At 69.2% G+C, this 17,126-nt stretch carries 21 protein-coding genes; 18 read left to right on the top strand and 3 right to left on the bottom strand.

What is annotated here, in order from left to right; translation table 11 throughout:
- Positions 1–19: 19 nt before the first annotated feature.
- The 13 genes from rpsE to truA all read left to right on the top strand — a co-directional run bounded on the left by rpsE (position 20) and on the right by truA (position 8,790).
- Positions 20–622, top strand: coding sequence for a 30S ribosomal protein S5 (gene rpsE, locus ACZ6CV_RS08295; protein ID WP_055553512.1), 603 nt, complete (start codon positions 20–22; stop codon positions 620–622).
- Complete coding sequence (gene rpmD, locus ACZ6CV_RS08290; RefSeq protein ID WP_030567278.1) at positions 622–804, top strand: 50S ribosomal protein L30; 183 nt, start codon at positions 622–624, stop codon at positions 802–804. Before rpsE ends, rpmD begins: the two co-directional genes overlap by 1 nt.
- Position 805: 1 nt before the next feature.
- Positions 806–1,261 (top strand): 50S ribosomal protein L15, encoded by a 456-nt coding sequence (rplO, locus tag ACZ6CV_RS08285; RefSeq protein WP_098244248.1) that lies wholly within the window; start codon positions 806–808, stop codon positions 1,259–1,261.
- A 226-nt stretch (positions 1,262–1,487) separates the two neighbouring features.
- Positions 1,488–2,801, top strand: a complete 1,314-nt coding sequence (gene secY / locus ACZ6CV_RS08280; protein WP_362363447.1) for a preprotein translocase subunit SecY — start codon at positions 1,488–1,490, stop codon at positions 2,799–2,801.
- Entirely contained in the window at positions 2,801–3,454 is a 654-nt protein-coding gene (locus ACZ6CV_RS08275; RefSeq protein WP_355803833.1) for an adenylate kinase, read from the top strand. Before secY ends, ACZ6CV_RS08275 begins: the two co-directional genes overlap by 1 nt.
- A 115-nt stretch (positions 3,455–3,569) precedes the next feature.
- On the top strand, positions 3,570–4,406 hold the full coding sequence (gene map, locus ACZ6CV_RS08270) for a type I methionyl aminopeptidase (RefSeq protein WP_362363453.1): 837 nt from the start codon (positions 3,570–3,572) through the stop codon (positions 4,404–4,406).
- A gap of 175 nt (positions 4,407–4,581) precedes the next feature.
- Entirely contained in the window at positions 4,582–4,803 is a 222-nt protein-coding gene (gene infA / locus ACZ6CV_RS08265) for a translation initiation factor IF-1 (protein WP_003948620.1), read from the top strand.
- A 58-nt stretch (positions 4,804–4,861) separates the two neighbouring features.
- Positions 4,862–4,975: a 50S ribosomal protein L36 gene (rpmJ, locus tag ACZ6CV_RS08260; protein ID WP_003948619.1), complete on the top strand. Its 114-nt coding sequence runs from the start codon at positions 4,862–4,864 to the stop codon at positions 4,973–4,975.
- A gap of 213 nt (positions 4,976–5,188) precedes the next feature.
- On the top strand, positions 5,189–5,569 hold the full coding sequence (gene rpsM / locus ACZ6CV_RS08255; RefSeq protein WP_355803828.1) for a 30S ribosomal protein S13: 381 nt from the start codon (positions 5,189–5,191) through the stop codon (positions 5,567–5,569).
- Positions 5,570–5,634: 65 nt separating this feature from the next.
- On the top strand, positions 5,635–6,039 hold the full coding sequence (rpsK, locus tag ACZ6CV_RS08250; protein WP_003948617.1) for a 30S ribosomal protein S11: 405 nt from the start codon (positions 5,635–5,637) through the stop codon (positions 6,037–6,039).
- Positions 6,040–6,163: 124 nt separating this feature from the next.
- The gene (locus tag ACZ6CV_RS08245) at positions 6,164–7,186 is read left to right on the top strand and encodes a DNA-directed RNA polymerase subunit alpha (protein ID WP_016645160.1); all 1,023 of its coding nucleotides are present in this window, start codon (positions 6,164–6,166) and stop codon (positions 7,184–7,186) included.
- A gap of 181 nt (positions 7,187–7,367) precedes the next feature.
- Complete coding sequence (gene rplQ / locus ACZ6CV_RS08240) at positions 7,368–7,856, top strand: 50S ribosomal protein L17 (RefSeq protein ID WP_358712079.1); 489 nt, start codon at positions 7,368–7,370, stop codon at positions 7,854–7,856.
- 79 nt (positions 7,857–7,935) lie between these two features.
- Positions 7,936–8,790, top strand: coding sequence for a tRNA pseudouridine(38-40) synthase TruA (truA, locus tag ACZ6CV_RS08235; protein WP_469250102.1), 855 nt, complete (start codon positions 7,936–7,938; stop codon positions 8,788–8,790).
- Between the two features lie 48 nt (positions 8,791–8,838).
- Here the strand turns inward: truA and ACZ6CV_RS08230 are convergent, their stop codons facing one another.
- On the bottom strand, positions 8,839–9,705 hold the full coding sequence (locus ACZ6CV_RS08230) for a hypothetical protein (RefSeq protein WP_469250101.1): 867 nt from the start codon (positions 9,703–9,705) through the stop codon (positions 8,839–8,841).
- 74 nt (positions 9,706–9,779) lie between these two features.
- On the opposite strand from ACZ6CV_RS08230, the gene ACZ6CV_RS08225 reads away from it, so the two are divergent.
- From ACZ6CV_RS08225 to glmM, 4 genes are all read left to right on the top strand, one after another.
- A complete protein-coding gene (locus tag ACZ6CV_RS08225; protein WP_469250100.1) occupies positions 9,780–11,000 on the top strand; it encodes a glycosyltransferase family 87 protein in 1,221 nt (406 codons plus the stop codon).
- Between the two features lie 238 nt (positions 11,001–11,238).
- Entirely contained in the window at positions 11,239–11,682 is a 444-nt protein-coding gene (gene rplM / locus ACZ6CV_RS08220; protein ID WP_362363468.1) for a 50S ribosomal protein L13, read from the top strand.
- Positions 11,683–11,724: 42 nt separating this feature from the next.
- On the top strand, positions 11,725–12,246 hold the full coding sequence (rpsI, locus tag ACZ6CV_RS08215; protein ID WP_355803815.1) for a 30S ribosomal protein S9: 522 nt from the start codon (positions 11,725–11,727) through the stop codon (positions 12,244–12,246).
- Between the two features lie 155 nt (positions 12,247–12,401).
- Positions 12,402–13,760 carry a phosphoglucosamine mutase gene (gene glmM, locus ACZ6CV_RS08210; RefSeq protein WP_362363471.1) on the top strand — a complete coding sequence of 453 codons (1,359 nt, stop codon included), beginning with the start codon at positions 12,402–12,404 and terminating at the stop codon, positions 13,758–13,760.
- On the opposite strand, the gene ACZ6CV_RS08205 is transcribed toward glmM, so the two are convergent.
- Positions 13,757–14,725 (bottom strand): DUF389 domain-containing protein, encoded by a 969-nt coding sequence (locus tag ACZ6CV_RS08205; RefSeq protein ID WP_469250099.1) that lies wholly within the window; start codon positions 14,723–14,725, stop codon positions 13,757–13,759. The genes glmM and ACZ6CV_RS08205 overlap by 4 nt on opposite strands.
- Positions 14,726–14,777: 52 nt before the next feature.
- Complete coding sequence (coaA, locus tag ACZ6CV_RS08200; RefSeq protein ID WP_362363477.1) at positions 14,778–15,758, bottom strand: type I pantothenate kinase; 981 nt, start codon at positions 15,756–15,758, stop codon at positions 14,778–14,780.
- Positions 15,759–15,873: 115 nt separating this feature from the next.
- Here coaA and ACZ6CV_RS08195 point away from each other — a divergent pair, with 115 nt between their 5' ends.
- Positions 15,874–16,242, top strand: a complete 369-nt coding sequence (locus tag ACZ6CV_RS08195) for a holo-ACP synthase (protein WP_362363480.1) — start codon at positions 15,874–15,876, stop codon at positions 16,240–16,242.
- Positions 16,243–17,126 lie beyond the last annotated feature (884 nt).

The raw sequence follows: 17,126 nt of genomic DNA, 5'->3' as shown, positions 1-17,126 counted from the left end.
ACAGAGAGAGGTAATTCCAATGGCTGGACCCCAGCGCCGCGGTGGCGGTGCCGGTGGCGGCGAGCGGCGGGACCGGAAGGGTCGCGACGGTGGCGCTGCCGCCGAGAAGACCGCATACGTTGAGCGCGTTGTCGCGATCAACCGTGTCGCCAAGGTTGTGAAGGGTGGTCGTCGCTTCAGCTTCACTGCGCTCGTCGTAGTGGGCGACGGTGACGGCACCGTGGGTGTCGGTTACGGCAAGGCCAAGGAGGTGCCGGCCGCCATCGCCAAGGGTGTTGAGGAGGCCAAGAAGCACTTCTTCAAGGTCCCCCGTATCCAGGGCACCATCCCGCACCCCATCCAGGGCGAGAAGGCCGCGGGCGTCGTCCTGCTCAAGCCTGCTTCCCCCGGTACCGGTGTTATCGCCGGTGGCCCGGTGCGTGCCGTGCTCGAGTGCGCCGGCGTGCACGACATCCTGTCGAAGTCCCTGGGCTCCGACAACGCGATCAACATCGTGCACGCGACCGTGGCGGCCCTCAAGGGCCTGCAGCGTCCCGAGGAGATCGCGGCTCGCCGTGGTCTGCCCCTCGAGGACGTCGCCCCCGCGGCTCTGCTTCGTGCGCGTGCGGGAGCGGGTGCGTAATGGCACAGCTCAAGATCACGCAGACGAAGTCGTACATCGGCAGCAAGCAGAACCACCGCGACACCCTGCGCTCTCTTGGTCTCAAGGGCATCAACACGCAGGTCGTCAAGGAGGACCGCCCCGAGTTCCGCGGCATGGTGCAGACCGTCCGCCACCTCGTGACGGTTGAGGAGGTCGACTGACATGGCGGAGCAGAACCCGCTGAAGGTCCACAACCTCCGGCCCGCCCCGGGCGCCAAGACCGCCAAGACCCGTGTGGGTCGTGGTGAGGCGTCCAAGGGTAAGACCGCTGGTCGTGGTACCAAGGGCACCAAGGCCCGTTACCAGGTTCCGGAGCGCTTCGAGGGTGGCCAGATGCCCCTCCACATGCGTCTCCCGAAGCTCAAGGGCTTCAAGAACCCGTTCAAGACCGAGTTCCAGGTCGTGAACCTCGACAAGCTGAGCGCGCTGTTCCCCGAGGGTGGCGAGGTCACCGTCGAGGCCCTCGTGGCCAAGGGTGCGGTTCGCAAGAACAGCCTCGTCAAGGTCCTCGGCCAGGGTGAGGTCACCGTGGCGCTGCAGGTGACGGTCGACGCCGTCTCCGGTTCCGCCAAGGAGAAGATCACCGCCGCCGGCGGTACCGTCACCGAGCTCGTCTGATATTCCCTCAGACGTGTCGATGACATGAGCGATTCCCAGCCGGGGATGCCCCACAAAAGGGGCATCCCCGGTTGGTCGTTCCAAGGGGGGCACGGTCGCCGGTAAGGTGGCGTGCACTGTCTAAGCTCCGTGCGGCCTGGCCGCACGGTTTTCTTGACTGATACGTATTCGTCGAACCTCAGACCACCACCTCTGACGCACGCGCGCGGGGGTCGCAGGAGGCACCGTGCTCACCGCGTTCGCCCGGGCGTTCAAGACGCCCGACCTGCGCAAGAAGCTGCTCTTCACGCTCGGCATCATCGTGATCTACCGGGTGGGCACGCATGTGCCGATCCCCGGTATCGACTACAAGAACGTGCAGACCTGCATTGACAACGCCAATGCGAACCAGGGCCTGTTCGGTCTCGTCAACATGTTCAGCGGTGGCGCGCTGCTGCAGATCACGATCTTCGCGCTCGGCATCATGCCGTACATCACGGCGAGCATCATTCTGCAGCTGCTGACCGTGGTGATCCCGCGACTCGAGGCCCTCAAGAAGGAGGGCCAGGCCGGCACAGCGAAGATCACGCAGTACACGCGCTATCTGACCATCGCGCTCGCGATCCTGCAGGGCACCGGCCTGGTGGCCACCGCCCGCACCGGCACCCTCTTCCAGAGCTGCCCCGTCGCCAGCGAGATCGTCCCCGACCAGTCGATCTTCGTGACCATCACGATGGTCATCACGATGACCGCGGGCACGGCCTGTGTGATGTGGCTCGGCGAGCTCATCACCGACCGCGGCATCGGCAACGGCATGTCGATCCTGATGTTCATCTCGATCGCCGCGACCTTCCCGAGCGCCCTGTGGGCCATCAAGCAGCAGGGCGACCTGGCGGGCGGCTGGATCGAGTTCGGCACCGTCATCGCGGTCGGTCTGGTCATGGTCGGCCTGGTGGTCTTCGTCGAGCAGGCGCAGCGCCGCATTCCGGTCCAGTACGCGAAGCGCATGATCGGCCGCCGGTCCTACGGCGGTACGTCGACCTACATTCCGCTGAAGGTCAATCAGGCGGGCATCATCCCTGTGATCTTCGCCTCGTCGCTGCTCTACATTCCGGCGCTGGTCGCCCAGTTCGCGGGCGGCAACTCGGGATGGAAGACGTGGATCGAGGCGAACCTGACCAAGGGTGACCACCCGATTTACATCGCCACGTACTTCATCCTGATCGTCTTCTTCGCCTTCTTCTACGTCGCGATCTCGTTCAACCCCGAGGAAGTCGCCGACAACATGAAGAAGTATGGTGGCTTCATCCCGGGCATCCGGGCTGGCCGTCCGACCGCTGAGTATCTGAGTTACGTACTCAACCGGATCACGTGGCCGGGTTCGCTGTATCTGGGTCTGATCGCTCTTGTGCCGACGATGGCGTTGGTGGGCTTCGGGGCAAACCAGAACTTCCCGTTCGGCGGGACGAGCATCCTCATCATCGTGGGTGTGGGTCTGGAAACCGTGAAGCAGATCGAGAGCCAGCTCCAGCAGCGCAATTACGAAGGGTTCCTCCGCTGATGCGAATCGTCCTCGTCGGGCCGCCCGGTGCGGGCAAGGGAACGCAGGCCGCGTTCCTCGCCAAGAACCTGTCGATCCCGCACATCTCCACGGGCGACCTCTTCCGCGCCAACATCAGCCAGGGCACGGAACTGGGCAAGGCGGCGAAGGCGTACATGGACGCCGGAAACCTCGTCCCGGACGAGGTGACCATCGGCATGGCGAAGGACCGCATGGCCCAGCCGGACGCCGTGAACGGCTTCCTGCTCGACGGGTTCCCGCGCAACGTGTCGCAGGCGGAGGCGCTGGACGTCGCGCTCAAGGCCGATGACGTGAAGCTCGACGCCGTCCTGGACCTGGAGGTCCCCGAGGACGAGGTCGTCAAGCGGATCGCCGGCCGGCGCATCTGCCGCAAGGACTCCAGCCACGTCTTCCACGTGACGTACTCGCAGCCGAAGCAGGACGGCGTCTGCGACGTCTGCGGCGGCGAGCTGTACCAGCGCGAGGACGACAGCGAGGACACGGTCCGCAAGCGCCTCGAGGTCTACCACACGCAGACCGAGCCGATCATCGACTACTACCGGACGCAGGGTCTGGTCGTGACGATCTCGGCGCTCGGCAAGGTCGACGAGGTCACCGCGCGCGCGATGGACGCCCTGAAGGGCGACAAGTAGTCAGTACGGTGTCACGGCCGCGGTGCCCCCAGGGGGACCGCGGCCGTACTGTTGTTCATGTACCGGTTCGGGTACGTGGCCGGTTTGTCGACGGATGACGGAGAGCGGAAGCCCCATGGTGCAGATCAAGACCCCCGAGCAGATCGCGAAGATGCGTGAGGCGGGCCTTGTCGTCGCCGCGATCCACGCCGCGACCCGTGCGGCCGCGGTGCCGGGCGCCACCACCAAGGACCTGGACGAGGTCGCCCGCAAGGTGATCGCCGAGCACGGCGCGAAGTCGAACTTCCTCGGGTACGGCGGCTTCCCCGCCACGATCTGCACCTCGGTCAACGAGGTCGTCGTGCACGGCATCCCCGACGACAAGACCGTCCTGAAGGACGGCGACATCATCTCCATCGACGCCGGCGCGATCATCGACGGCTGGCACGGCGACGCGGCGTACACCGCGTTCGTGGGCACCGGTCACGCTCCGGAGCTCGTCGAGCTCTCCCGGGTGACCGAGGAGTCGATGTGGGCCGGCATCGCGGCCATGAAGCAGGGCAACCGGCTCGTCGACATCTCGCGCGCCATCGAGACGTACATCCGCCGCCAGCCGAAGCCGGGCGGCGGCAAGTACGGGATCGTCGAGGACTACGGCGGCCACGGCATCGGCACCGAGATGCACATGGACCCGCACCTCCTGAACTACGTCGAGCGCCGCCGCGGCAAGGGCCCGAAGCTGGTCCCCGGCTTCTGCCTGGCGATCGAGCCGATGGTCTCCCTCGGAACCCCGCGCACGGAGGTCCTGGAGGACGACTGGACCGTCATCACGACGGACGGCACCTGGTCCTCGCACTGGGAGCACTCCATCGCGCTGACGGAGGAGGGGCCCCTCGTCCTTACGGCACCGGACTGCGGCAAGGAGCGGCTCGCCGCGTACGGCGTGACCCCCGCTCCGGACCCGTTGGGTTAGACCCCGCGTCGGTGCTGGGCAGGGTCTTGCTTAAGGATCTTGCTCAAGGGGCAGACTTTCCCGATTCGTCTTTCCGAGTGCACTGACGTAGACTGACGCGTCGGCTCTCGTGCATCCGTGTGTCTGCATGCGGTGAACGGCAGTCGATCAAGGTAGTCGATTCGAAGGGCGAAGCGTGGCCAAGAAGCAAGGTGCCATCGAGATCGAAGGCACTGTCGTCGAGTCTCTTCCGAACGCCATGTTCAAGGTGGAGCTCCAGAACGGCCACCAGGTCCTGGCACACATCAGCGGCAAGATGCGCATGCACTACATCCGCATCCTCCCTGACGACCGGGTCGTGGTGGAGCTGTCTCCGTACGACCTGACCCGTGGCCGGATCGTCTACCGGTACAAGTAGATCTTGCCCGCATCCCGCTCGCGCGGGGTGGTGGCACTGACCCGGAGAACCTCACCCAATGAAGGTCAAGCCGAGCGTCAAGAAGATCTGCGACAAGTGCAGGGTGATCCGCCGTCACGGCCGGGTCATGATCATTTGCGACAACCCGCGCCACAAGCAGCGCCAGGGCTGACGCACCACTGCAGTTCGCAGATTTTCGCGCGACGCACGTAAGTAGATACGCAGGACCCGTCCCTCTTCAGTTCCGCCGGTGATGTCACCGGTCATGGAGGGCGACACCCCCGGTCGGAGGCCGGGGACCCGTTCCGTACCGACCCTTTGCGAAGGGGACGGCGGCCGGGAGTGGTTCTGCTGAAGACCTCCGAAGAATCAACAGGAGCCATGAATGGCACGCGTTGAAGGCGTTGACCTCCCGCGCGAAAAGCGCATCGAGGTCGCCCTCACCTACGTGTTCGGCATCGGCCGCACGCTGGCCCAGCAGACGCTGGACGCCATCGAGGTGGACCGCAACACCCGCGTCCGCGACCTGACCGAGGAAGACCTCGTCAAGATCCGCGAGTACGTGGACGCCAACATCAAGACCGAGGGTGACCTCCGTCGCGAGATCCAGGCCGACATCCGCCGCAAGGTCGAGATCGGCTGCTACGCGGGTATCCGCCACCGTCGTGGCCTGCCCGTCCGCGGTCAGCGCACCAGCACGAACGCCCGCACCCGCAAGGGCCCGCGTCGCGCCATCGCCGGTAAGAAGAAGCCGGGCAAGAAGTAGTCCTCGCTCAGCGGTCTATCGACAGCTGTCGCTGCAGGACCGACCACCTCCCGTAGGAGTTATAGATGCCCCCCAAGGGTCGTCAGGGCGCTGCCAAGAAGGTGCGCCGCAAGGAAAAGAAGAACGTCGCTCACGGCCACGCGCACATCAAGAGCACGTTCAACAACACGATCGTGTCCATCACGGACCCGACCGGCAACGTGATCTCCTGGGCCTCCGCCGGCCACGTCGGCTTCAAGGGCTCGCGCAAGTCCACGCCGTTCGCCGCGCAGATGGCCGCCGAGTCGGCTGCCCGTCGCGCGCAGGAGCACGGCATGCGCAAGGTCGACGTCTTCGTCAAGGGTCCCGGCTCCGGCCGTGAGACCGCGATCCGTTCGCTGCAGGCGACCGGTCTCGAGGTCGGCTCGATCCAGGACGTGACGCCCACGCCGCACAACGGCTGCCGTCCCCCCAAGCGTCGCCGCGTCTGACGTTCGTACGTCGCTTGACTTGAGGTTTTCGGGCGGTACGGCTCCACGGGGCCGTGCCGCCCGTACCCTTGAAGCACCTCAGGGCATCAAATAGTGGGTGCCCCTGAACTGAAGGAATCACTTCATGCTGATCGCTCAGCGTCCCTCGTTGACCGAAGAGGTCGTCGACGAATTCCGCTCCCGGTTCGTGATCGAGCCGCTGGAGCCGGGCTTCGGCTACACCCTCGGCAACTCCCTCCGCCGCACCCTCCTCTCGTCGATCCCCGGCGCTGCTGTCACCAGCATCCGCATCGACGGTGTCCTGCACGAGTTCACCACCGTGCCGGGCGTCAAGGAGGACGTGACCGACCTCATCCTCAACATCAAGCAGCTGGTCGTCTCCTCGGAGCACGACGAGCCGGTCGTGATGTACCTGCGCAAGCAGGGCCCGGGTCTGGTCACCGCCGCCGACATCGCGCCCCCGGCCGGTGTCGAGGTGCACAACCCCGACCTCGTCCTCGCCACGCTCAACGGCAAGGGCAAGCTGGAGATGGAGCTGACCGTCGAGCGCGGTCGCGGCTACGTCTCCGCCGTGCAGAACAAGCAGGTCGGCCAGGAGATCGGCCGTATCCCGGTCGACTCGATCTACTCGCCGGTCCTCAAGGTCACCTACAAGGTCGAGGCGACCCGAGTCGAGCAGCGCACCGACTTCGACAAGCTCATCGTCGACGTCGAGACCAAGCAGGCCATGCGCCCGCGTGACGCCATGGCGTCGGCCGGCAAGACCCTGGTCGAGCTGTTCGGTCTCGCCCGCGAGCTGAACATCGACGCCGAGGGCATCGACATGGGCCCGTCCCCGACGGACGCCGCGCTCGCCGCCGATCTGGCCCTGCCGATCGAGGAGCTCGAGCTCACCGTTCGGTCGTACAACTGCCTCAAGCGCGAGGGCATCCACTCCGTGGGTGAGCTCGTGGCCCGCTCCGAGGCGGACCTGCTCGACATCCGCAACTTCGGTGCGAAGTCGATCGACGAGGTCAAGATGAAGCTCAACGGCATGGGTCTTGCGCTGAAGGACTCGCCTCCCGGCTTCGACCCGACCGCTGCGGCTGACGCGTTTGGCGCGGACGATGACGCGGACGCCGGCTTCGTCGAGACCGAGCAGTACTAAGAGCTCGGCGCTTTTTGCCGGATCTCGGGTGCGGGTGCGCTGTGGCTTGTCGCGCAGTTCCCCGCGCCCCTTCCGGACCCGCCCCTTCGGGGCGGCGTCCGGATCTCCGACGGGCGACCGCCCGCTCGGACACTGACCTCGGTACCTAGTACGGCCGGGGCAGACACTGAGGAGAAACACCATGCCGAAGCCCACCAAGGGTGCCCGTCTGGGCGGCAGCGCTGCGCACGAGAAGCTTCTGCTGGCGAACCTCGCCAAGCAGCTCTTCGAGTACGGCCGCATCACCACCACCGAGGCCAAGGCCCGCCGCCTGCGTCCCTACGCGGAGCGTCTGGTCACCAAGGCGAAGAAGGGCGACCTTCACAACCGCCGCCAGGTGCTGTCCGTCATCACCGACAAGAGCATCGTGCACACGCTCTTCACGGAGATCGGCCCGCGCTACGAGAACCGCCCCGGTGGTTACACCCGCATCACCAAGATCGGTAACCGTCGTGGCGACAACGCGCCCATGGCGATCATCGAGCTGGTCGAGGCCCTGACCGTGGCCCAGGAGGCCACCGGTGAGGCCGAGGCCGCCACGAAGCGCTCCGCCAAGGACGCCGAGGCCACCGACGCCAAGGTCGACACGGCCAAGGCCGACGAGGCTGCCGAGGAGTCGAAGGACGCCTAGGCGTTCTGCCCTTCAGGGCGTAGCGGGCCCGCCCCTTGCCGGGGTGGGCCCGCTTTTCGTTGTCGGAGAGGAACCACGAGTGAGTGACGAAGCAGAGCCCGGGTTCGTGCGGGTGCGGTTGGATCTGTCGTACGACGGCAGGGACTTCTCCGGCTGGGCCAAGCAGCGCCAGGGACAGCGGACCGTGCAGGGCGAGATCGAGGCCGCGCTGCGGACCGTGACACGGTCGCAGGAGACGTACGAGCTGACCGTCGCGGGCCGCACGGACAGCGGAGTGCACGCCCGCGGGCAGGTCGCCCATGTCGATCTGCCGGAGGGCGTGTGGGAGGAGCACCGGGAGAAGCTGCTGCGGCGGCTCGCCGGGCGGCTGCCGCACGACGTGCGGGTGTGGAAGGTCGCGGAGGCGCCGGCCGGCTTCAACGCGCGGTTCTCGGCCGTGTGGCGGCGCTACGCCTACCGCGTGACCGACCACCCCGGTGGCGTCGACCCGCTGCTGCGCGGCCATGTGCTGTGGCACGACTGGGAGTTGGACCTCGACGCGATGAACGCCGCCGCGCGGGGACTCATCGGGGAGCACGACTTCGCGGCGTACTGCAAGCGGCGCGAGGGCGCCACGACCATCCGCACGCTGCAGGAGCTGCGCTGGGAGCGGCGGCCCGACGGGATCTACGAGGCCACCGTGCGGGCGGACGCCTTCTGCCACAACATGGTGCGCTCGCTGGTCGGCGCGATGCTGTTCGTGGGGGACGGGCACCGGCCCGTGGAGTGGCCGGCGAAGGTCCTCGCGGCGGGCGTGCGGGACTCCGCGGTGCACGTGGTGCGGCCGCACGGGCTCACGCTGGAGGAAGTGGGCTACCCCGCCGACGAGTTGCTCGCCGCGCGCAGCAAGGAGGCGCGCAACAAGCGGACGCTGCCCGGGGCCGGGTGCTGCTGAGACCCCGCCCCGGCTTCCCGTACGGGTCGCTTCCCGTACGGGATACGGCTACTGCGGGGCCTGCGCCGCGGCGGAGGCCTGTGCCTCGCCCCGCTGGTTGATCCGCTGGAAGGCGAAGCGGGCGAGGTCGTCGCCGACGCCGTAGGCCTTGCGGTCGCCGGTCGTCACGTTCTTGCCGCTGGTGTAGCCCGTGGTGGTGAAGTAGGCATAGCGGCCATAGGAGTTGTACGTGCCGCGGCACACGCCCGTACGGCAGAAGGACGGCACGCCCTTGCCGGCGAGGGAGTCGACGAGGCCCTTCTTCACCTGGTCCTTGACCTTGGTGGCGTCGGCCGTGGTGTCGAAGACGGCGACGCCGACCGTGACCGCGACGCCGTCCCTGAGGTAGCTGGCGCGGATCAGCCGGGTGCAGTCGTTCTTGGCGAGGATCGAGCCGAGGGCGCTCTGGGTGACCGACGTGCACTTCGTGGTGGAGTCCGTCGCGCCCTTCTTGTAGACGTGCTCGCCCGAGCGCAGGGACGTGCCGGGGAAGAGGCCCTCGGGGGTGAGCGGCGCCTTGTCCTTCTTGGCGCTGGAGATGAAGTCCTTCGGGTCCGGCGGGGGCGGCGGCGTCGTCGCGTCGAAGGACGGCTCGGAGTCCTTGCTCGCGCCGGGGATGTCCGCGGCGGTCGGCAGCTCGCTCGCGGGCTTGTTCGACGAGGTGTTCTCGTCGCTGTTCGCGGAGACGACCGTGATGGCCACGGCCGCGGCGATGCCGACGGTGGCGAGAGCGCCGCCGCCGATCAGCAGCCACTTGCGCCGGCGGGTGCGCGCCTCGGAGGCCTCGGCGAGCGCCGCCCAGTCGGGCGTGGGCCCGCCGCCGGGCCCGCCCGTACCCCCCGGACCCCACTGAGGTCCCCCTTGCCCAAAGCTCATGGGGCGCATCTTAGACGGGCACTCCGGGATGTTGAGCGGGGGTCGCGTGGGGATCCCGGCCTAGCCTGAACCCCATGAACACGGGCAAAACGGCTGTTACGGGATGGCTGTCGCGGCCGGCCGAGTGGCAGGTCCGGTGGATCGTCGGTCTGGTGTTGGTCGCCGCGGTGGTCCGGGTGGGGCTGCGGGTCCCCGGCGGCGGGATGGACAACGCGATCGTGGTGCGGGCCGCGCAGGCCTGGCTCGACGGCCGCTCTCCCTATGCCGACCGCCACTTCCTCTATCTGCCGGGCGCGGTACTGGCCGCGGTGCCGCAGGCGCTGCTCCCCGCGGACCTGGTGCGCTACCTGGTGCCCGCCGGGGTGAGCGCGGCGCTCGTCACCGGGTGGGCGTGCGCGCTGCGGATCCACGGGGTCGCGTGGGGCAGCAGGTTCGCCGTCTACGGCCTGCTCGGGCTCGCGCTCGGCTTCGCGCCGTTCGGGCACCTCGTCGAGCTCGGCAACTGGACGGCGGGCTCCGCCGCCGCGCTGCCGCTCGCCCTGCTGTTCGCGTGCCGGGGCCGGTGGGCCGCGGCGGGGCTGGTCATCGGGGCCGCCGTCGCGGTGAAGCCGCTGCTCGCGCCCGTCGTGCTGCTCTTCGTCCTGGCCCGCAGGTGGCGGGCGCTGGGCCTCGCGGTGGGGGTGCCCGCGGTGGTCTCCGCGGCCGCTGCCCTCGCCCTGCCCCACCCCGCCGGGTTCTTCACCCGGACCCTGCCCTTCCTGCTCCGGGGCGACGACGCCTTCGTACGTCTCTACGAGGCATCGCCCTCCGCGGTGCTCGCGCGGCTCGGGGTGCCGCAGACGGGTGCCGCGCTGCTCGCCGGGTGCGCGGCGCTCGCGGGGCTGTGGTGTGCCCGGCAGCGGTGGCGGAGAGGGGACGAGGGGCCGGCGCGGGTGGTGGAGTGCGCCGCCATGCTGATGCTCTCGGCCTTCCTCGTCTCCCGTCCCTCGTACGACCACTACCTGCTCGTCGTGGTTCCGCTGCTGCTCGCGGGGGCGCTCACGCCGGGGGCGGCGGCGCGCAGTCCGTGGTTCTGGGTGGCGCTGGTGCCGCAGGTGCCGGGCTTCACCTGGCCGTGGCTGGAGCCGGCGACCAGGCGCGCCTTCAAGGACGCGGTGACGCTGTGCGTGCTGGCGGGCACGGCCGGGTGGGCGTGCGTGGCGGGCGCGGGCGCCGGTGAGCGGGGGGAGCGGGGCGGCGTCGCGGTGCCGGTGGGGCGGCGGACCGGGGCGGAGGAGACGGCCCGGAGCGGGTGAGGTGCGGTCTCCGGGACCGCGTTTTGACCCGTACAGGGCGGCACGGGTACTCTCGGAGACTGTTATGCGTATTGGTGTCATCGTTCTCACGCGAAGGGCCCATACGTAGGTTCCCTGGAGCAGTTACCAGTGGCTCGCATACGGGCAGCGTCCCCGGCATTGTGAGCCCCAGCTGCATGATCGCTTCCTGGGTGCCGTGTGTCTGGACCCCATCCACTGAAGAAGCGAAGGCTACGAAGTGCGTACGTACAGCCCTAAGCCCGGCGATGTGACCCGTCAGTGGCACGTCATCGACGCCCAGGACATCGTCCTGGGGCGTCTGGCGACCACCGCCGCCTCCCTCCTGCGGGGCAAGCACAAGGCGATCTACGCCCCCCACGTCGACACCGGTGACTTCGTCGTCATCATCAACGCCGACAAGGTGCACCTCTCGGGCAACAAGAAGACCCAGAAGATGGCCTACCGCCACTCCGGTTACCCGGGCGGTCTGCGCTCCGTCCGTTACGACGAGCTGCTCGAGAAGAACCCCGAGAAGGCCGTCGAGAAGGCCGTCAAGGGCATGCTCCCCAAGAACACCCTGGGCCGTCAGATGCTCTCGAAGCTGAAGGTCTACGCGGGCGACCAGCACCCGCACGGCGCTCAGCAGCCGGTCCCGTTCGAGATCACCCAGGTCGCGCAGTAGTTCCGGCCACCCCCTAAGACGAAAAGAAATCTGAGGAGAATCGTGGCCGAGACCACCGTTGAGCAGCCGGTCGAAGAGACCGAGGTTGTTGACGTCGAGCAGTACACCACCGAGTCCGACGCGCCCGTCGAGGGCGAGTACACCTCGGAGTCGAACGCCGCGCGCTTCGGCGACCCGCAGCCGGCCGCCGGCCTGGGCCGTCGCAAGAACGCCATCGCCCGCGTCCGGATCGTCCCGGGCACCGGCAAGTGGAAGGTCAACGGGCGCACGCTCGAGGACTACTTCCCGAACAAGGTCCACCAGCAGGAAGTCAACGAGCCCTTCAAGGTGCTCGAGCTCGACAACCGCTACGACGTCATCGCCCGCATCTCGGGTGGCGGCGTCTCCGGTCAGGCCGGTGCGCTCCGTCTCGGTGTCGCCCGTGCGCTGAACGAGGCCGACGTCGAGAACAACCGCGGCGCCCTGAAGAAGGCCGGTTACCTCAAGCGTGACGACCGTGCGGTCGAGCGCAAGAAGGCCGGTCTCAAGAAGGCCCGCAAGGCCCCGCAGTACAGCAAGCGCTGATCGCTGCCTGCAGTACTTCTCGTTCGCCCCGGCGGCACTCACCGTGCTGCCGGGGCGTTCGTCTATCAGGAACCCCCGTGGCCCCGGAACTGTCTTGACTCTGGGACTCTCTTCCCGGGGGTCCATTGGTTTTTTGGAACGTTCGGAGGACAGCAGTGGGACGACTCTTCGGCACGGACGGCGTGCGTGGTGTCGCCAACGCGGATCTGACGGCCGAGCTCGCGCTCGGACTCTCCGTGGCGGCGGCGCACGTACTGGCCGAGGTGGGCACCTTTGAAGGCCATCGCCCGGTGGCGGTGGTCGGGCGTGACCCGCGCGCGTCCGGGGAGTTCCTGGAGGCAGCGGTGGTCGCGGGCCTCGCGAGCGCGGGCGTGGACGTCCTGCGCGTCGGTGTGCTGCCCACCCCCGCGGTGGCCCATCTCACCGGTGCGCTGGGCGCCGACCTCGGCGTGATGCTCTCCGCGAGCCACAACGCCATGCCGGACAACGGCATCAAGTTCTTCGCCCGCGGCGGCCACAAGCTCGCCGACGAGCTGGAGGACCGCATCGAGTCCGTCTACGAGGAGCACCGCACCGGCGCCCCGTGGCAGCGGCCCACCGGCTCCGGCGTCGGCCGCGTGACCTCCTACGACCAGGGACTCGACCAGTACGTCGCGCACCTCATCGGGGTCCTGCCGAACCGTCTCGACGGGCTGAAGATCGTCCTCGACGAGGCGCACGGCGCCGCCGCCCGCGTCTCGCCGGAGGCCTTCGCGCGCGCCGGCGCCGAGGTCATCACGATCGGCGCCCAGCCGGACGGCCTGAACATCAACGACGGGTGCGGCTCCACGCACCTGGAGCTGCTCAAGGCCGCCGTCGTCGAGCACAAGGCCGACTTCGGCGTCGCGCACGACGGGGACGCGGACCGCTGCCTCGCGGTGGACGGCAACGGCGAAGAGGTCGACGGCGACCAGATCCTCGCCGTGCTCGCCCTCGCCATGCGGGAGCACGGCACGCTGCGCCACGACACCGTTGTCGCCACGGTCATGTCCAACCTCGGCTTCAAGCTCGCGATGGAGGGCCAGGGGCTGTCCCTGGTGCAGACCGCCGTCGGCGACCGGTACGTGTTGGAGTCCATGAAGGAGCACGGCTACGCCCTCGGCGGCGAGCAGTCCGGGCACGTGATCATCCTCGACCACGCGACCACGGGTGACGGCACGCTGACCGGCCTGCTCCTCGCGGCGCGGGTCGCCGAGACCGGGCGCTCGCTCGCGGAGCTGGCGAGCGTCATGGAGCGGCTTCCGCAGGTCCTCATCAACGTCCCCGACGTCGACAAGTCCCGCGTGAAGACCTCGCCGGAGCTGTCGGCCGCCGTCACCGAGGCCGAGCGCGAGCTGGGCTCCACGGGCCGGGTGCTGCTGCGCCCCTCCGGTACGGAGCCGCTGGTGCGGGTCATGGTCGAGGCCGCCGACATCGAGCAGGCGCGGTCCGTGGCGGGGCGGCTCGCCGACGTGGTGAAGTCGGCGCTGGGCTAGGCGCCGTGGTCGGGCCGGGCGCCGTGTGACGTTCTGGCCGTCCGGCGGCGCTGCTCGGCCCAGAGGAGTTTCTGGGCCAGCAGCGTCGCCGTACCGGCGAGGACGATGCCGAGCAGGTTCAGCAGGAGCTGTTCCGTCGAGCCCCAGGCCTGCTTGTACTCGCCGTAGCTGAAGGCGACCGCGGCGTTCGCCGCCGCGGGGACCGTCGTCACGGAGATCGCCACGCCGACCAGGGCGCCCGACTTCGCCGAGGTGAGCGAGAGCATGCCCGCGGCGCCCGCGAGGACCGCCACCACGAACGAGAACCAGTCCGGCCGGTAGATGAAGTTCGTGTTCGGGCGCTCCGCCTTCAGGGCGGCGTCACTGAACAGGTTCATCGCGTCCATCGCGTAGCTGAACCCGACGGTCACCACCATCGCGGCGGCGAAGCCCACGAGCAGCGCGGTCAGCGAGCGCGCCGCGAGCCGGGGCGCGCGCCGCACCAGCGCCGTGCAGAACCCCGCGAGCGGGCCGAACTCCGGGCCCACCGCCATCGCGCCGACGATCAGGATCGCGTTGTCGAGCACGACGCCGCAGGCGGCGATCATCGTGGCGATGGTGAGGAACGCGACGTAGGTGACCGAGAGCGTCGACTCCTCGTGCGTCGCGTCGGTGAGGTGCTCCCACAGGACCGCGTCCGCGCCCTCGCCCGGGGCGTCCTCCTCCGCCTGGTCCGCGCGCTGGGACAGCGACAGGTCGATGTTCTCCACCGCGATCGAGCCCGACTCGTCGATGCCGAGTGCGCGCAGGCCGCCGATCAGCTCGTCGGCCGCCTCACGGGCCACGTCGCACATGACCACGTCGCCCGCCGGGGTGCGGGCGGCGCCCGGCAGCACCGCGAGGTGGGTGGCGCCGACCGTGGTCTCGATCAGACGGACCACGGCGTCGGTCCCGGCGGGTGGGGTGATCAGGCGCAGGTGCAGCATGTGCGCAGGTTAGCGGGGGGCGACGGTCGGAGCGTGCGGGTACGGGGTACGGTCACAGCTTGCGCAGGCTCAGGCGCTGCACCTTGTGGTCGGGGCCCTTGCGGACGACGAGGGTGGCGCGGCTGCGGGTGGGGGCGACGTTCTCGACGAGGTTGAGCTTGTTGATCGTGCGCCAGGTGGTGCGGGCGTAGTCGAGGGCCTCCTCCTCCGACACCTGGGTGTACTTGCGGAAGTACGAGGACGGGTCCTGGAACGCCGTCTGGCGCAGCTTCTTGAAGCGGTTCAGGTACCAGCGCTCGATGTCGTCGGCGCGGGCGTCCACGTACACGCTGAAGTCGAAGTAGTCGGCGAGGCCCACGCGGGTGCGGCCGTCCTTGCCGGGGAGGGCGGGCTGCAGGACGTTCAGCCCCTCCACGATGAGGATGTCGGGGCGGCGGACCGTGAGGCGCCGGTCCGGCACGATGTCGTAGATCAGGTGGGAGTAGACGGGCGCCGTGACCTCGTCCTTGCCCGCCTTGATGTCGGCGACGAAACGGGTGAGGGCGCGGCGGTCGTACGACTCGGGGAACCCCTTGCGGGACATCAGGCCGCGGGCCTGCAGCTCCTTGGTGGGCAGCAGGAAGCCGTCCGTCGTGACGCGCTCCACGCGGGGGTGTTCCGGCCAGCGGGAGAGCAGGGCCTGGAGGAGGCGGGCGACGGTGGACTTGCCGACCGCCACGGAGCCGGCGACTCCTATGACGAAGGGCGTCCCCGACTGGGAGCCCTTCTCGCCGAGGAAGGTGTTGAGGGCGCCGCGCAGGCCGTCCGTCGCGCCGACGTAGAGGTTCAGGAGACGGGAGAGCGGGAGATAGATGTCGCGGACCTCGTCCAGGTCGATGACGTCGCCGAGGCCGCGCAGTTGTTCCACCTCCTCCGCGGTGAGGGGGAGGGGCGTCTTCTCGCGAAGCGCGCTCCACTCGGTGCGGGTGAGGTCGACGTAGGGAGTCGCCTCCGGCTTGGGCCGGTGGGCGCTCCGCGGTGCCGTCGCTGGCACAGAGACCGAAGAGATCACAGTCCATTGTTACGGCTGGTTGAACGGGATGGGGGGTGGGGTGGTGGGTGGGGTGCGTCACCCTGCGGGGCTGGGGCGGTCCTCGTAAGGTGCTCTCGTGATTATCGGGGTTGGCATCGATGTGGCCGAGATCGAGCGGTTCGGGGCGGCGCTGGAGCGGACGCCCGGGATGGCGGAGCGGCTGTTCCTGGAGAGCGAGTTGCTGCTGCCGGGCGGGGAGCGGCGCGGGGTCGCCTCGCTGGCCGCGCGGTTCGCGGCGAAGGAGGCGCTGGCGAAGGCGTTGGGGGCGCCGCCGGGGCTGCGGTGGACGGATGCGGAGGTGTACGTGGAGGAGAGCGGGCAGCCGCGGGTCCGGGTGAGGGGGACGGTGGCGGAGCGGGCGTCGGTGTTGGGGGTGCGGGCGTGGCATGTGTCGTTGAGCCATGATGCGGGGGTTGCTTCTGCGGTGGTGGTGGCGGAGGGCTGAGGGTTCTGGCGGGGGCGCCTTGGGGGGTGGGGGGTGGGGGGCTGCGTTTTGGGTCCGTTTGTGGGTGAGGGGGTGCGGGGGCGTGGGGGCTGGGGTCTGCGCCTCTTGCCCGTCTGTGGGTGCGGGGCCGCGGGGGTATGTGCGTACTCGCCATCCACTGTTCGCCACGCCTCGTGAAGGGCGGGGCTAGATTGCGCTCGGTGCTCCGTGCGCACATACCCCCACGTCCCCTCGCGAGCGTGGGCGGGTGCGACCCGGTGGGGGTCACCCGGGCCGCGTCGCCAGCCACAAGGGGGAGCCCCTCTGCCCACCCGCGCCGACTCTCGCCGTGCGGTCACCTGCCGGTCCCGACTCCCGCGGTGCGTGGCGGAGTAGATCCACCCACCCTTGCTCCCGCGCGCATCGCGGGATGCACCCCCTGCCCCGACCCTCGTGGTGTGCCGCGAGGTAGACCCGCCCGCCGTCCCGACTCTCGCCGCGCGCGTCACGGGGTGCGCCACCTGCCCACCCGCCTCGATTCCCGCTGTGCATCGCGGGGCGGACCCACCCACCCGCCTCGACTCCAGCCGTACGCCGCTTGGGTAGACCCACCCACCCGCCTCGGCCCCAGCCGTACGTCGCTTGGGTGGCCCACCCACCCGCCTCGACTCCAGCCGTACGCCGCTTGGGTAGACCCACCCACCCGCCTCGACTCCAGCCGTACGCCGCTTGGGTAGACCCACCCACCCGCCCCGAGTCCTGCCATGCGTACGCGGGGTGGACCCGCCCACCCGCCCCGGCTCCCGCCGCATGTCGCGGGGTGGACCGCCCACCCGCCCCGACTCCCGCCGCACGTCGCGGGGTGGACCGCCCACCCGCCCCGGCTCCCGCCGCACGTCGCGGGG

Source organism: Streptomyces sp. NPDC041713 (genome assembly GCF_055591085.1).
The sequence above is the reverse complement of the archived record's forward strand: the minus strand, read 5'-3'. Positions and strand labels throughout refer to the sequence as shown.

What these genes read in the sequence shown, in the direction of transcription:
- ACZ6CV_RS08205 (WP_469250099.1), bottom strand. Translation starts at nt 14,725, where the DNA reads ATGCTGCACCTGCGCCTGATCACCCCACCCGCCGGGACCGACGCCGTG.
- rpsE (WP_055553512.1), top strand. Translation starts at nt 20, where the DNA reads ATGGCTGGACCCCAGCGCCGCGGTGGCGGTGCCGGTGGCGGCGAGCGG.
- ACZ6CV_RS08225 (WP_469250100.1), top strand. Translation starts at nt 9,780, where the DNA reads ATGAACACGGGCAAAACGGCTGTTACGGGATGGCTGTCGCGGCCGGCC.
- rpsM (WP_355803828.1), top strand. Translation starts at nt 5,189, where the DNA reads ATGGCACGCGTTGAAGGCGTTGACCTCCCGCGCGAAAAGCGCATCGAG.
- rplO (WP_098244248.1), top strand. Translation starts at nt 806, where the DNA reads ATGGCGGAGCAGAACCCGCTGAAGGTCCACAACCTCCGGCCCGCCCCG.
- rpmJ (WP_003948619.1), top strand. Translation starts at nt 4,862, where the DNA reads ATGAAGGTCAAGCCGAGCGTCAAGAAGATCTGCGACAAGTGCAGGGTG.
- ACZ6CV_RS08245 (WP_016645160.1), top strand. Translation starts at nt 6,164, where the DNA reads ATGCTGATCGCTCAGCGTCCCTCGTTGACCGAAGAGGTCGTCGACGAA.
- rpsK (WP_003948617.1), top strand. Translation starts at nt 5,635, where the DNA reads ATGCCCCCCAAGGGTCGTCAGGGCGCTGCCAAGAAGGTGCGCCGCAAG.
- ACZ6CV_RS08275 (WP_355803833.1), top strand. Translation starts at nt 2,801, where the DNA reads ATGCGAATCGTCCTCGTCGGGCCGCCCGGTGCGGGCAAGGGAACGCAG.
- rpmD (WP_030567278.1), top strand. Translation starts at nt 622, where the DNA reads ATGGCACAGCTCAAGATCACGCAGACGAAGTCGTACATCGGCAGCAAG.
- ACZ6CV_RS08230 (WP_469250101.1), bottom strand. Translation starts at nt 9,705, where the DNA reads ATGAGCTTTGGGCAAGGGGGACCTCAGTGGGGTCCGGGGGGTACGGGC.
- map (WP_362363453.1), top strand. Translation starts at nt 3,570, where the DNA reads ATGGTGCAGATCAAGACCCCCGAGCAGATCGCGAAGATGCGTGAGGCG.
- rplQ (WP_358712079.1), top strand. Translation starts at nt 7,368, where the DNA reads ATGCCGAAGCCCACCAAGGGTGCCCGTCTGGGCGGCAGCGCTGCGCAC.